13 protein-coding genes and 1 tRNA gene are annotated in these 13,588 nt (G+C 59.6%); 9 read left to right on the top strand and 5 right to left on the bottom strand.

What is annotated here, in order from left to right; all coding sequences use genetic code 11:
• The first annotated feature begins 24 nt into the window (after positions 1-24).
• Both G5154_RS12775 and G5154_RS12770 read left to right on the top strand, forming a co-directional pair.
• Positions 25-729, top strand: coding sequence for an MOSC domain-containing protein (locus G5154_RS12775; protein WP_421251036.1), 705 nt, complete (start codon positions 25-27; stop codon positions 727-729).
• 155 nt (positions 730-884) lie between these two features.
• Positions 885-961 (top strand) — tRNA-Pro (locus tag G5154_RS12770).
• Between the two features lie 259 nt (positions 962-1,220).
• On the opposite strand, the gene G5154_RS12765 is transcribed toward G5154_RS12770, so the two are convergent.
• Positions 1,221-1,748 carry a hypothetical protein gene (locus G5154_RS12765; RefSeq protein WP_005356927.1) on the bottom strand — a complete coding sequence of 176 codons (528 nt, stop codon included), beginning with the start codon at positions 1,746-1,748 and terminating at the stop codon, positions 1,221-1,223.
• 124 nt (positions 1,749-1,872) lie between these two features.
• Positions 1,873-2,337 (bottom strand): thioesterase family protein, encoded by a 465-nt coding sequence (locus G5154_RS12760; protein ID WP_042054246.1) that lies wholly within the window; start codon positions 2,335-2,337, stop codon positions 1,873-1,875.
• 133 nt (positions 2,338-2,470) lie between these two features.
• On the opposite strand from G5154_RS12760, the gene recQ reads away from it, so the two are divergent.
• Entirely contained in the window at positions 2,471-4,306 is a 1,836-nt protein-coding gene (gene recQ / locus G5154_RS12755; RefSeq protein WP_005355462.1) for an ATP-dependent DNA helicase RecQ, read from the top strand.
• A 67-nt stretch (positions 4,307-4,373) separates the two neighbouring features.
• On the opposite strand, the gene G5154_RS12750 is transcribed toward recQ, so the two are convergent.
• Complete coding sequence (locus tag G5154_RS12750) at positions 4,374-4,676, bottom strand: c-type cytochrome (protein ID WP_005340687.1); 303 nt, start codon at positions 4,674-4,676, stop codon at positions 4,374-4,376.
• Positions 4,677-4,781: 105 nt separating this feature from the next.
• Here G5154_RS12750 and G5154_RS12745 point away from each other — a divergent pair, with 105 nt between their 5' ends.
• The 3 genes from G5154_RS12745 to G5154_RS12735 all read left to right on the top strand — a co-directional run bounded on the left by G5154_RS12745 (position 4,782) and on the right by G5154_RS12735 (position 7,341).
• Positions 4,782-6,209 (top strand): protein adenylyltransferase SelO, encoded by a 1,428-nt coding sequence (locus G5154_RS12745; protein WP_421251037.1) that lies wholly within the window; start codon positions 4,782-4,784, stop codon positions 6,207-6,209.
• A 10-nt stretch (positions 6,210-6,219) separates the two neighbouring features.
• Positions 6,220-6,507, top strand: coding sequence for a DUF3630 family protein (locus G5154_RS12740; protein WP_203119861.1), 288 nt, complete (start codon positions 6,220-6,222; stop codon positions 6,505-6,507).
• Positions 6,508-6,666: 159 nt separating this feature from the next.
• Positions 6,667-7,341 (top strand): 7-cyano-7-deazaguanine/7-aminomethyl-7-deazaguanine transporter, encoded by a 675-nt coding sequence (locus G5154_RS12735; RefSeq protein WP_005340680.1) that lies wholly within the window; start codon positions 6,667-6,669, stop codon positions 7,339-7,341.
• A 270-nt stretch (positions 7,342-7,611) separates the two neighbouring features.
• Here G5154_RS12735 and rraA read toward each other — a convergent pair whose 3' ends face one another.
• Positions 7,612-8,097: a ribonuclease E activity regulator RraA gene (gene rraA, locus G5154_RS12730; protein ID WP_005340678.1), complete on the bottom strand. Its 486-nt coding sequence runs from the start codon at positions 8,095-8,097 to the stop codon at positions 7,612-7,614.
• Positions 8,098-8,243: 146 nt separating this feature from the next.
• On the opposite strand from rraA, the gene G5154_RS12725 reads away from it, so the two are divergent.
• Entirely contained in the window at positions 8,244-10,097 is a 1,854-nt protein-coding gene (locus G5154_RS12725; protein ID WP_421251038.1) for a methyl-accepting chemotaxis protein, read from the top strand.
• A 122-nt stretch (positions 10,098-10,219) separates the two neighbouring features.
• Positions 10,220-10,870 (top strand): chromophore lyase CpcT/CpeT, encoded by a 651-nt coding sequence (locus G5154_RS12720; RefSeq protein ID WP_421251039.1) that lies wholly within the window; start codon positions 10,220-10,222, stop codon positions 10,868-10,870.
• Positions 10,871-10,970: 100 nt separating this feature from the next.
• Here G5154_RS12720 and rpmE read toward each other — a convergent pair whose 3' ends face one another.
• The gene (rpmE, locus tag G5154_RS12715) at positions 10,971-11,186 is read right to left on the bottom strand and encodes a 50S ribosomal protein L31 (protein WP_005340673.1); all 216 of its coding nucleotides are present in this window, start codon (positions 11,184-11,186) and stop codon (positions 10,971-10,973) included.
• Between the two features lie 147 nt (positions 11,187-11,333).
• Here rpmE and priA point away from each other — a divergent pair, with 147 nt between their 5' ends.
• Positions 11,334-13,541 carry a primosomal protein N' gene (gene priA, locus G5154_RS12710; RefSeq protein WP_421251040.1) on the top strand — a complete coding sequence of 736 codons (2,208 nt, stop codon included), beginning with the start codon at positions 11,334-11,336 and terminating at the stop codon, positions 13,539-13,541.
• Positions 13,542-13,588: the final 47 nt, after the last annotated feature.

Here is a 13,588-nt window from a genome sequence, read left to right as displayed (position 1 = left end):
CTCTCGTCAACCTGGAGGATGAGTATGCGGATCTCCCTTTTTAGCGGTCGTGGCACCGAGCTGGTGCCCGGCCTCACCAGCGCCATTCACAAGCAACCGATCTCTGCACCAGTTCGCTGTACCTTTGCGGGTCTGGAAGGGGATGAGCAGTGTGACCTGCGCCACCACGGTGGCCCGGATCGGGCGCTCCACTACTATCCTGCCGATCACTATCTCTGGTGGCAGACCTGGCAAACCGCACTGGGCTTGCCTGCGCCACGTACACCCTGGCAACCTGCCGCCTTTGGCGAGAACCTCTCCGGTATCGGGCTGACCGAGGCGCAAGCCTGCATTGGCGATGTCTATCGACTCGACGAGGCGCTGATCCAGATAAGTCAGCCAAGATCCCCCTGCTTCAAGCTCAACCAGCGCTTTGGCTATGGCCAGATGTCCCAGGTGATGCAACTGAATGGCCGTTGTGGCTGGCTGCTGCGGGTGCTGGAGGAGGGGATGGTGTCGCCGGAGTCGGCCATGGAGTTGGTGGACAGGCCTTACCCAGAGCTGACGGTGAAGCGTACGGCTGATATCCTGTTCAATCAGGTGCGCAATGAAGCTGATCTGCTGATGTTGCTGGAGAATCCGGCCCTCTCCCCCAACTGGCGCCAGCATGCAGCCGACTGGCTGGAGCATGGCACTGTGGCTGACTGGCAGCGCCGTCTGCTGGGGCCGGCATCCCTGCGCCTGGCCTGACGGCCGGTTGCCGGAATGTCACCAGCTGGCTGCAGTCCGGTAAACGGGTGAAAAGAGTGCTGAATAGTTGAGCGAACAGCACTTTTTTTCCTGCAAAATGCAAAAAAGGCTTGTGTCAGGTCTGGGCTTTCGGTAAATTCCCGTCCCGCAGACATCGGTGTGTAGCGCAGCTTGGTAGCGCACTTCGTTCGGGACGAAGGGGTCGGAGGTTCGAATCCTCTCACACCGACCAAATTTGAAAAGGCCGCTCAATAGAGCGGCCTTTTTGCATTTTCCTTCCAGTTACTCGGTTTTTCATTAGCTGCTGACCTGTTACCTGGCCAAGTGATCTGACTTGATGTATGCAGGGTCGAAGCAAGCCCACAGACATTAAAAGGGCCACCGCTCGGTGGCCCATCGGTGGAGTCTGATCCTGACTCCGGCACTCTAGATTGTGGCAATCTCGCTATGGGTCTTGTCTATGGTGCCCTCCTTGCGCGCCAGGCGCTTACTCAGATATGCCAGTGCTGATGCCGCAAAGCCTTGAAACTGTGTTGAGGCAGCAAGGCCGCGTGCTTGGGGTACTCACTAATGAAATGTTCTATTCCCTCCATCAGTTGTGCACGTAATGAAATAACGGGCTCATGCCAGGCTTGCAGGCATAGATGGCCGGGGATCAACTGCTCCTGATAATCTTCCAGCAGCTGTTCTGGCCAGGGTTCAATACCGGAATTGCGTTGCAGCAAATAGTGGGCGGCGGGTTCACGGGCATAAATGAACTGAATTTGGGCCAGATCGCGTTGGCATAGCGTTTGACTGTTGATATGACAGGTCAAATATTTTCCCGTTTTCAGATCCAGAAAGTGACCGCGTTGCCGACAGGGAACGATGCGATACCAAGGCAGGGGTGAGGAGAGAGAATACCCCTCAAGCTCCTGTTCCAACCAGTGGCGACACTCGGGTGTCTGCACCTCGTCGAGCATGGACTCGAGCTGTGTCAACAAGGCTCTGGATGGTTTGATGGCCAGTTTCGCACTCATCGCCTGCAATCCTCCCTCTGCACACAATCCCGACTATCAGTATGGACCTTGTTCGGCCAGAGGGGGTAAGGAATCTAATGATTAAAAGTGGATTAGCCGCGTGGTTTTTATGCACTAACTTGGTTCAACCCACCAGATAGGTACCGGTGCCGAAGGCGATGTGGGTGCCCTCTTCGTTGTGCAGCTCCATCCGGGCGACGGCCACCTTGCTGCCAGCCCGGATGATGTGGGCGGTGGCGATAAACTCGTTGCCGCGCCCTGGGCGCAGGTAATCCACCCGCAGATCTATGGTGCCGAGGCGGGCGAAGCGCTCCTTGAGATAGCTGGGGGAGAACTCCTCCAGCTCGTCGATGCAGGATGCGGCGACTATCATGCCGCCCGCCACATCCAGCAGCGTGGCGGTGACGCCGCCGTGCAGGATGTTGTGGAAGGGGTTGCCGATCAGCTTGTCGTCCATCTTGATGCGCAACTCCACCTTGTCGAAGTCGTAGTGGGTCACCTGCATGCCGATCAGCTTGTTGAACGGCATCTTCTCGGCAAACAGGTTGGCAATGCCACTGAGCGCCATCTTCTTGAGCATCTGTTTCATTCTCTGATCCCAATCCTTGTCATCAAAGCCGAGTAAAAACTCCAGCCAGTCTGCAACAGTTCCTTAACAGTCGCAATGGCAGGTTTATTGTGGGCGGCGGCTGCTTTAGAATGGCGACCCCAAAGGAGAGCCCATGACCGCGATTGCCGAAACCCTGCCAGATCCTCAGCCAGAGAGTCCGCTTGCCCTGCTGCAGGCGGTCTTCGGCTATCAGCAGTTTCGGCCGGGTCAGCTCGAAATCATCGAGCAGATCGTCGCGGGGCGCGATGCGCTGGTGCTCAAACCCACCGGTGGCGGCAAGTCGCTCTGCTACCAGATCCCGGCACTGCTGCGGCCAGGGCTCGGGGTGGTGGTCTCTCCCCTTATTTCGCTGATGAAGGATCAGGTCGACAGCCTGCGCGCCAACGGCGTAGCGGCGGTCTATATCAACTCGGCCCTGAGTCGGGAGGAGATGATCCAGAACTTCGCCGCCATGCGTCGCGGTGAGATCAAGCTGGTCTATGTCTCCCCCGAACGACTGTTGCAGCACGAGTTTATGGATCGGCTGGCCGAGCTGCCGCTCGGGCTGTTCGCCATCGACGAGGCGCACTGTGTCTCCCAGTGGGGCCACGATTTCCGGCCTGAGTATGCGGCGCTGGGGCGACTCAAGCAGTGGTTCCCGCAGGTGCCGGTGGTAGCGCTTACGGCCACCGCCGACGAGGCGACCCGCAGCGACATGCTGCACCGCCTAGAGCTGAACGATCCCTTCATCCACACCGCCAGCTTCGATCGTCCCAATATCCGCTACAGCCTGGTGGAGAAGTTCAAGGCGGCTGAGCAGCTGCTGCGCTACGTGCAGAGCCAGAAGGGCAACTGCGGCATCGTCTACTGCTCCAGCCGCAACCGGGTGGAGGAGGTGGCCGAGCGGCTATCCCGCCACGGCTGCAAGGCGGCGCCCTATCATGCGGGGCTGCCGCTTGAGCAGCGCCAGCAGACGCAGGATGCTTTCCTCAAGGATGACATCGAGATAGTGGTGGCGACGGTGGCGTTCGGTATGGGCATCGACAAGCCCAATGTGCGCTTCGTGGTGCACTACGACATTCCGAAGAACATCGAATCCTACTATCAGGAGACCGGTCGCGCCGGGCGCGATGGTACCCCCGCAGAGGCGCTGCTGCTCTACGATCCTGCCGACATCGGTCGGGTGCGCCGCCTGCTCGACAACATCGAGAATCCCCAGCAGTTGCAGGTGGAGCAGTACAAGCTCAACGTGATGGCGGCCTTTGCTGAGGCGCAGACCTGCCGCCGTCAGGTGCTGCTCAACTACTTCGGCGAGTACAACGACAAGCCGTGCGGCAACTGCGATATCTGTCTCGATCCGCCCAAGAGCTATGACGGCACCGAAGATGCCCAGAAAGCACTCTCCTGCGTTTGGCGGGTGGGGCAGAACTTCGGGGTGGGCTATGTGGTGGAGGTGCTGCGCGGTTCCCTCAACCAGCGCATCAAGGATCACGGCCATGACAAGCTCTCGACCTACGGCATCGGCAAGGATCAGAGCCATGAATACTGGATGAGCGTGATCCGCCAGCTGATCCACAAGGGGCTGCTGACCCAGAACATCACTCGCAATCTGGTGTTGCAGCTGACCGAAGCGGCCCGCCCTGTGCTGCGTGGTGATGTGAAGCTGGAGCTGGCGGTGCCCCGCCTGCAGCCTATCTCCAGCCGCAAGGAGAAGCGCAACGGCCTGCTCGATAACGCCAACTACGACAAACGGTTGTTCAAGGAGCTGCGAGGCCTGCGCAAGCAGATTGCCGAGGACGAAGAGGTGCCGCCCTACGTGGTGTTCAACGATGCGACCCTGGTTGAGATGGCTCAACTGATGCCGATGACTGAAGACGAGATGCTGGCCATCAACGGTGTCGGGCACCGCAAGCTGGAGCGCTTTGGCGAAGCTTTTATGGATCTGATCATCGACTACTGCCGGCGGTAGGGTCGATTAGGCTGCCTAATCGACCACGGTAAGCGCGGCTCGGAAGAACCAAGGGTTAGACGCGAGGTTATTTCAGGCTGGCGTAGAAGGCGGCCAGATTGTCGATATCCGCATCGGTCAGCGGCGCCATGAAGGGGTCCATCAAGGGCTCTTTGCGAGTGCCATCCTTGAACGCTTTCAACTGTTTCACCAGATAGGCGGCATTCTGACCCGCCAGATGGGGATAGTTGGGGATCATCGCCTTGCCTTCCACGCCGTGACAGGCGGCACAGACCGCCGCTTTGGCTTTGCCGGCTTCAATATCGGCAGCCTTGGCCTGATGACCCCACGCCAGTGCCAGCAAGGGCAGGGCATATACCCATTTTTGCATCTTCTTCTCCTTGAATTGAAAAATGATGGTTGCCAGTGAGCACAAGCATGGCTGACGGCAGTATAAAGAGTGACACGAGCATACGCAGGGACGAATGGCACAACCATGAAGCTGATCAACACTTTTGCGACCGAGTTGCCCTGGGCCTGTGAACCCGTGGTCCCCCAGCCGCTGCAGCAGCCCCGGTTGCTTCATCTCAACCGGGCTTTGCTGGATGAGTTGGGGCTGGGAGGCGTCAGCAAGGCTGACTGGATCGCCTGTTGTGGCGAGGGAAAAGTGCTGCCAGGCATGCAGCCGGTAGCGCAGGTCTATGCGGGCCATCAGTTCGGGGGTTATAGCCCCCGGCTTGGAGATGGTCGCGCGCTGCTGCTGGGTGAGCAGCTGGCGCCGGATGGGCAGCGCTGGGATCTGCACCTGAAGGGGGCAGGAAAGACGCCGTTTTCCCGTTTTGGTGACGGCCGCGCCGTGCTGCGCTCCAGCATCCGCGAATATCTCGCCTCCGAGGCGCTCCATGCTCTCGGCATCCCGACCACCCGTGCGCTGGTATTAGTGGGGAGTCAGGAGCCCGTTTATCGCGAACAGGTGGAGACGGGGGCGACCGTGCTGCGCACCGCCCCCAGCCACGTGCGATTCGGTCATATCGAGTATTTCGCCTGGAGCGGGCAGGGGGAGAAGATCCCGCTGGTTATCGATTATCTGCTGCGCCACCACTTCCCCGAACTGGAGAGTGGTGCCGAACTGTTTGCCGAAGTGGTGCGCCGCACCGCGCGGCTGATTGCCAAATGGCAGGCGGCGGGCTTCTGTCACGGGGTAATGAATACCGACAACATGTCGCTGCTCGGCCTGACGCTGGATTACGGCCCCTACGGCTTTATCGATGCCTACGTGCCGGACTTTGTCTGCAACCACTCGGATCCGGCGGGCCGCTACGCGCTGGATCAGCAGCCTGCGGTCGGTTACTGGAATCTGCAAAAACTGGCGCAGGCGCTGGCTGGCCATGTAGACGGTGATGCGCTGGCTGCTGCGTTGGCCCAGTACGAGCAGCAGCTGATGCTGCACTACTCCGAGCTGATGCGGGCCAAGCTCGGACTGGCAGTGTGGGAGGAGGATGACCCGGCGCTGTTCCGCGAGTTGTTCCGATTGCTGGCGGCCCACAAGGTGGATTACCACCTGTTCCTGCGCCGTCTCGGTGAGGTGACGCAAGAGGGGGCGTGGCCTGCGTCTCTGCTGGCCCTGTTGTCTGGACCAGGTGTTTGGCAGGCGTGGCTGGAGCGCTATCGGGCGCGGCTAATGCGCGAAGGCAGCGAGGATGCCGTGCGCAAGGTGCAGATGGATGCCATCAATCCCAAGTATGTGCTGCGCAATGCGCTGGCCCAGCAGGTGATAGACGCCGCCGACGCAGGGGATATGCAGCCGTTCGAGCGGCTGTTCGCCGCCTTGCAGCGTCCCTTTGATGAACAACCCGAATATGAGGATCTCGCCACCCCGACTCCGGCATGGTATTGCGGTGGTGAGCTCTCCTGCAGTAGCTGAGAGACAGGGAATGAGTTGGCAAATCAAACAGGTAGATAGCGAAGCTGGCGTAGTGACGCTGGATTGTCCGGCACTCGACTGGGACACGTTCCCGCTGTTGGCGCAGGCCTTGCTGCGAGAGTGGGAGCTGCAGCCGCTCGAGCAGGATGCGGGGGCCGACCGCCATAGCTGGTTGCTGGTGTTTGAAGGGAGCCAGTTTCGGTTGGAGTACGAACACTACAGCGGCTGCTGGCTGGAGGCGGTGCGCCCGGCGGATCGGGAGGCGCTGCTCTGGCTCGCCAGACAGCACAAGGTGTGACTATCGCCTGCAAGGCCTGCTCTGCCGCTGGCCAACCTGGACAAGCGTAATCGCATAAAGATTGAACTATCGGTTTGGGGGCGTATAATCTCGCCCCTCGATTATCGCCAATGGTGGCGATATGGGTTCCCTAACCCCATTAACCAAAAAGGTCACAAGATGAATTTGACCCCTGCGCAGTACCAAACGGCGCTCGTTCGCCTGTCGTTGTTCCACATCCTGATCATTGCCAGCAGCAACTATCTGGTGCAGCTGCCGATCACCGTGTTTGGCTTCCATACCACCTGGGGTGCGTTCAGCTTCCCGTTTATCTTCCTGGCGACCGACCTGACAGTGCGGATCTTCGGTGCCGGTTTGGCACGCAAGATTATCCAGACCGTGATGCTGCCAGCGCTAGCGGTCTCCTATGCGCTCTCCGTGCTCTTCTTCGAAGGGAGCTTCCAGGGCGTTGGTCATCTGGCCGAGTTCAACCTGTTCGTAGCGCGTATCGCGCTGGCCAGCTTTATGGCCTATCTGGTAGGGCAGTTCATGGATGTGGTGGTGTTCAACCGCCTGCGTCTGCTCAAGCAGTGGTGGATTGCACCTGCGGCCTCCACCCTATTCGGTAATCTGGTCGATACCATCGCTTTCTTCAGTGTGGCCTTCTGGCGCACCACAGATCCTTTCATGGCAGAGCACTGGGTCGAGATCGCAACCGTCGATTACGTATTCAAGTTGCTGATAAGCCTTGGTTTGTTCGTGCCGCTCTACGGTGTCTTGTTGCGCTACCTCAGCCGCAAGCTGGTGGGCGAGGCCGGATTATCCAGCCTGCAAACGGCCACCCGGCAAGCCTGACCAGATTGACCACCCTTCGCGGTGGTCAATTTTTTTGCACTTTCTGCAAATAGCGCTTGCCTAGTTAAATGAGAATGATTATTGTTAACTTGTTTTCCGGGAAAGACTTCATTCGTTCCAACGTGATGGACTTCTTGTGAAGGCACGACATTGCTCACATTGCTTCCAGTTAAGGGCCAGTTTATCTGGCCCTCTTTTTTTGTCATTTTTCAGCAAGTTGCAGGCATAAAAAACGGGAGCCAAGGCTCCCGTCGTCACGCTGTCTGTGGCTTACTCGATATCGAGTGCCTCGGGGGAGAGGATCACCCCTGTGGTATCGGCGTAGAGGTGGTCGTCAGGCAGGAAGGTCACGCCACCGAAGTTGACCGGCAGATCGGTCTCCCCTACATCCTTGCTGTCGGCACCGACCGGAATGGCTGCCAGTGCCTGAATACCGATATCCAGATCTTCCAGAATATCGACTTCGCGGACGCAGCCGTAGCAGACAATCCCTTCCCAATCGTTCTCGGCCGCCGTGGTGGCGATGTCGCTGTCGATCAGAGCTCGGCGCATGGAGCCACCGCCATCGATCAGCAAGACGCGTCCCAGCCCGTTCTCTTTGACGAGTTCACGGATAAGACCATTCGATTCGAAGCATTTGACGGTGGTGATGACGCCGCCGAAAGAGGCGCGGCCGCCGAAGGAGCAGAGCATGGGTTCAAGCACATCCACCATGTCCTGATAGATGTCGCACAGTTCAGAAGTATTGTATTCCATAGTGTCAAATCCACGGCTGGAAACAGGTGCAACCAGTATAAGGAGTGGGTGTGGCATTTCAATGAATATTCCTTGCACAGATCACCTGTCGCCGCTTTTCTGCATAAGCTCAATGCAGTTCACTGCCAGTTTGCGAGAGGTCCATCGTGCTTATCCGTCATAAGTTGATCCTGAATACCGTGCTGGTTGCCGTTGCCATGCTGGTACTGAGCGGCCTGTTTATCTACTCCAGCCAGGTACACCGTCACCTGACCGAAGCCCAGCGCAATATCGACCAGCTGGAGATCGCCATGCTCAACTTGCGCCGGGCCGAGAAGGATTTTCTGATCCGCAAGGATATGACCTTCGTCGAGCGCTTCAATCAGGGGCTGTCAGATTTTCACCAGCACAATCGGGAGCTGGTGACCGATGACAATCTGGCGGCCGTCGAGGGGGAGCTGACCAGACTGGATCAGCAGATCAGCGGTTATGGCAAAGCCTTCAACGATCTGGTGGCCCAGCAGCAGAAGATTGGTCTGGGGCCGGAGGAGGGGCTCTATGGCAAGCTGCGGGCGGCGGTGCATGAGGTGGAGAATGGGCTCAAGCAGCTGGATCAGCAGGGGTTGCTCATCACCATGTTGCAGTTGAGGCGGGCGGAGAAGGACTTCATGCTGCGCTCCGACATCCAGTATCTGGAGCGTTTCGAGACCTTGCACAAGAGTTTTCAGGATAGCCTTGCCACTTTGCCGGAGGCGGATCGCGGCAAGCTGGAGCAGGCCAGCAAGCAGTACCGGCAGGACTTTGTGGCGTTGGTGCAGGGGATGCAGGTACTGGGGCTGAAAGAGGATGAAGGGCTGCGCAACCAGATGCGGGATCTGGTGCATCAGACCGAACAGGGGTTTGCCGCCGTCGATCAGCACATTGTCGCTGAGCTGGAGCGGCAGAGCGCTCGCCTCAACAGCCTGATGCTGGTCTGTGGCGGGGTGATTGTTGTGCTGATCGGCATCATGAGCGTGTTGCTGGGGCGCAGCATCGACCGTCCCATTACTCAGGTGAATGACACCGTCAACCGTATTCGTCAGGATAATGACCTGCGCCTGAAGATAGATCTGCGCGGGGCAGATGAAATGGCCCAGCTGGCAGGCAATCTCGACGTGATGCTGGGTGGGTTTCGCGATCTGATCGGCGATGTGAAGCAGAGCGTGCACACCCTGACTGAAGCGGCGGATCACCTCTCGGCCAACGTCAAGCGCACCAGTGAAGGGGCGGCGCGCCAGCTGCAGGAGACTGATATGGTGGCGACCGCGTCCACCGAGATGGGCTCCACCATCGAAGAGATCGCCCGCAACACCGAGCAGGCGGCCAACAATGCGCAGGCGACCAACAACAAGGCGATGGAGGGGCGGACTGCGGTCGAGAACACTGTCGAGCAGATCCGCTCGCTGGCGGACAATCTGGAGAGCTCATCCCGCGAGGTGAGCCAGCTGCAAAAAGAGAGCGAGACCATCGGCTCCGTGCTTGACGTGATCCGTGGTATTGCCGAGCAGACCAACCTGCTGGCCCTCAACGCAGCCATCGAAGCAGCCAGGGCAGGGGATCAGGGGCGCGGCTTTGCGGTAGTGGCCGATGAGGTGCGCAATCTGGCCATCCGTACCCAAAAATCGACCCAGGAGATCGCCGGCATCATCAGCTCGCTGCAGAAACAGACCGGCAGCATCGTCGAGGTAATGGCGACCTGCCGCGAGCAGGGTAACCGCAGTTCGGATCAGGCCAGTACCGCAGGGGAGTTGCTAGGGCAGATCACTCAGGATGTTACCCACATCATGGATATGAGCACCCAGATTGCGGCAGCCATCGAACAGCAGAGTCTGGTGGCCAACGAGGTGAACCGCAACGTCAACAACATCCGCGACATCGCCCAGGAGTCGAGCATCATGGCGGAGGAAAATGCGAGATCCAGCGAGGGCCTCAACGAGCAGGCCCAGCTGCTCAACAAGGCGGTGGCAAAATATCGGGTTTAGTGAGCAGACTGGCATCCTTGTGAGGTTTTTGCACCAGAGTGGCAATGATTTGATCGTAATGGCTGTTATTGGGGTAATTCGCTCATATAATCGCCGCCACTATGATGATTCGGAAGGATTCGATGGCAAAGTTGTTGGTGGCCGTATTCGGGCTGCTCTGTTCCTGTCTGGTGTTGGCAGGTTCGGCGCCCCAGGCTACCCCACTCAAGCCCGGTATGGAGCCGCTACTCAGCTGGTTCAACGGGGCCTTTACGAGCCGGGAGCAGGCCAGTTACGACAGTCGCTTTACCAGTGCCGAGCTGCGCCTGATGGAGATCTGGTCCGGCTATCAGGGCTATCGCTGGGTCTATGCCGAGCAGTATCTGAGCATGCGCTCCATCCGCCCCTTTCGCCAGCGTATTTATCGCTTCTCACCCGCCCCTGACGGGCGGATCCTGATGGCAGAGCTGACCATGCCCCGAGCCACCGATTTTGCCGGTGCCTGGCATGATCCCGCCCTGCTCGACAGCCTGACCCCGCAGCAGCTCTCCTTGCGCCACGGTTGCGAGATCTGGTTGACCCGTACCCCCTCCGGCGAATATGCCGGTCACACCCGGGTGGGCCACTGCTCCACCGATTTTGGCGGTGCCACGACGCTGGTGCAGCATATCTGGATTGGCCCCGATAGCGTCAGATTGCTGGATCGCGCCTATGACAACGCAGGGAGTCCGCGTTGGGGCAGCCCGGGTGAGGGCTATGTCTATTTGCGTCGTTCCAAAGGATTTGGCCAGTAGGGGCGAGTGCGTCTGGCTGCGGGAACATGAAGGATGAAAAACAGGGATCGTAAAAAAGGCGCCCGATGGGCGCCTTTTTCAGAATTCTTCAGAAGTAAAATTACTTCTTGGTGGTCATCGCACCGAAACGCTTGTTGAACTTGTCTACGCGGCCGCCGCTAGAAACTTCTTTCTGCTTGCCGGTGTAGAACGGGTGGCACTCGGAGCACACGTCCAGGTTCAGATCTTTACCGATGGTAGAGAAAGTGTTGATGACGTTACCGCAAGAGCACTTGGCGGTGATGGCTACGTAGTCAGGATGGATACCAGCTTTCATGGACAACCTCAATTAATAGGCCGTGTCGCCATCCGATCTCTTGTCGGACACCACACGATTGTTGAACACAGTTTCAAAGGCTGCGAATAATATAGGAAATGCCTGAGATCAGGCAAGTGGCTTCGCAGAAAAAATAGGCAACCCCTGGTGAATTCTTCCCAAACGCTGGATCTGGTTCGTGTCGCTGTCCCGGTACCGTTACGCCGTCACTTCGACTATCTCTCTCCCCTGCCGTTACCTGCCCCCGGTTGTCGGGTCGAGATCCCTTTCGGTCCCCAGACCCTGGTCGGGCTGGTGGTGGATCATCCGGCCGACAGCCAGGTACCCCGCAACAAGCTCAAGTCCATCAAGCGAGTACTCGATGCGACGCCGGTGCTGGGGCCGGATATTCTGGCGCTGATGAACTGGAGCGCCAGCTACTACCAGCATCCGCTGGGTGAGGTGTTGCCCCACGCCCTGCCAGTGCTGGTGCGCAAGGGAGAGCCTGCCGCTTATCGCGAACTGGAGTTCTGGTTCGCCACCGAGGCCGGTATGGCCATCGATCTCAACGAACTCAAGCGGGCGGCCAAGCAGCAGCAGGCGCTCGCCTTGCTGCGCAAGGGGCCGCAGACGCCATCAGCCCTCAAGCAGGAGGAGATCCAGAGCGCAGCTCTCACCGCGCTGGAGAAGAAGGGGCTGCTGGAGAAACGCTCGCTGGAGCCAAGCCATGATGGCGACTGGGCCGCCCGCTTTGAGCCGGGGGAGGGGTTGCGCCTCAACGGCGAACAGGCGCTGGCTGTCTCTGCCGTTACCAGCCAGAGCGACAAGTTCGGTGCCTTCCTGCTGGATGGCATCACAGGCTCCGGCAAGACCGAGGTTTACCTGAGCATCCTCGAGCCCTTGCTCAAGGCGGGCAAGCAGGCGCTGGTGATGGTGCCGGAGATCGGCCTCACCCCGCAGACCATCAACCGCTTCCGCCGCCGCTTCAACGTGCCGGTGGTGGCGATGAACTCCGCCATGAACGACAGGGAGCGGCTCGATGCCTGGCTCGCCTGCCGCGACGGCGGCGCCGCCATCCTGATCGGCACCCGCTCTGCGGTGTTCACCCCGTTTCACAACCTCGGCATCATCATCATCGACGAAGAGCACGACGGCTCCTTCAAGCAGCAGGACGGTTTTCGCTACCATGCGCGGGATCTGGCGGTGATGCGGGCCCATCGTGCCGGTATCCCCATCCTGCTTGGTTCGGCCACCCCATCGCTGGAGACATTGCACAACGCCCGTAGCGGCAAGTATCACTATCTCACCCTGACTCGCCGCGCCGGCAATGCCCAGACCGCCCGTCAGGTGATCCTGGATATCAAGAGCGTGCGGCTGCAGGCCGGGCTCTCTCCCCAGCTGGAGCAGCTGATGGCAGAGCATCTAGCGGCGGGCAATCAGGTGATGCTGTTTCTCAACCGCCGTGGCTATGCCCCGGCTCTGATCTGTCACCAATGTGGCTGGAGCGCCGCTTGTGCGCGTTGTGATGCCTGGTACACCTGGCATCAGGCCGGACGACGGCTGCACTGCCATCATTGCGACAGCGTGCGCCCCTTGCCCCACCACTGCCCCGAGTGTGGCAGCAACGAGCTGATCGGATCGGGAGTGGGCACCGAACAGCTGGAACAGCTGCTCACCACGGTTTTCCCTCAATATCCGGTGGTGCGCATCGATCGGGACAACACCCGCCGCAAGGGGGAGCTGGAGACCCATCTCGGCGACATCAAGGAGGGCAAGTACAAGATCCTGATCGGCACCCAGATGCTGGCCAAGGGCCACCACTTTCCGGACGTGACGCTAGTGGGTCTGCTGGATGTGGATGGTGCCCTGTTCAGCGCCGATTTTCGCGCCGCCGAGAAGCTGGCCCAGCTCTACACCCAGGTGGCGGGCCGTGCCGGTCGTGCCAGCAAGCCCGGGCTGGTGGTGTTGCAGAGCCACCATCCGGAACATGCCCTGCTGCAGGATCTGACCCAGAATGGCTACGGCCACTTCGCCGATACGGCGTTGAAAGAGCGCCGCCTGTTGGGGCTGCCGCCGTTCAGCTATCAGGGGCTGTTCCGCGCCGAGGCCAATGGCCGTGACGAGGTGCAGCTGTTCCTCAGCCGCCTCGCCGATACCCTGCGCAGCGCCCGCTATCCCCATGTTCAGGTGCTCGGGCCCATCAGCGGCTTTATGGAGCGCAAGGCGGGCAAGTTCCGCATGCAGTTGCTGGTGCAGGGGCCCAACCGGGTTCCACTGGCCCAGCTGCTGGATTGGGCGGTGAAGGAGCTGGAGGGGTGGCCCGAGACCAAGCGGGTACGCTGGAGCCTCGACATCGACCCCACCGAGCTGAACTGAGTCAGGTTCTGGTCGCTGACGGGCTTCGTCAGCGACCGGGTTTGCCA

The sequence above is a fragment of the Aeromonas sp. 600527 genome, assembly GCF_049175415.1.
Classification (GTDB): domain Bacteria; phylum Pseudomonadota; class Gammaproteobacteria; order Enterobacterales; family Aeromonadaceae; genus Aeromonas; species Aeromonas veronii_A.
The sequence above is the reverse complement of the archived record's forward strand: the minus strand, read 5'-3'. Positions and strand labels throughout refer to the sequence as shown.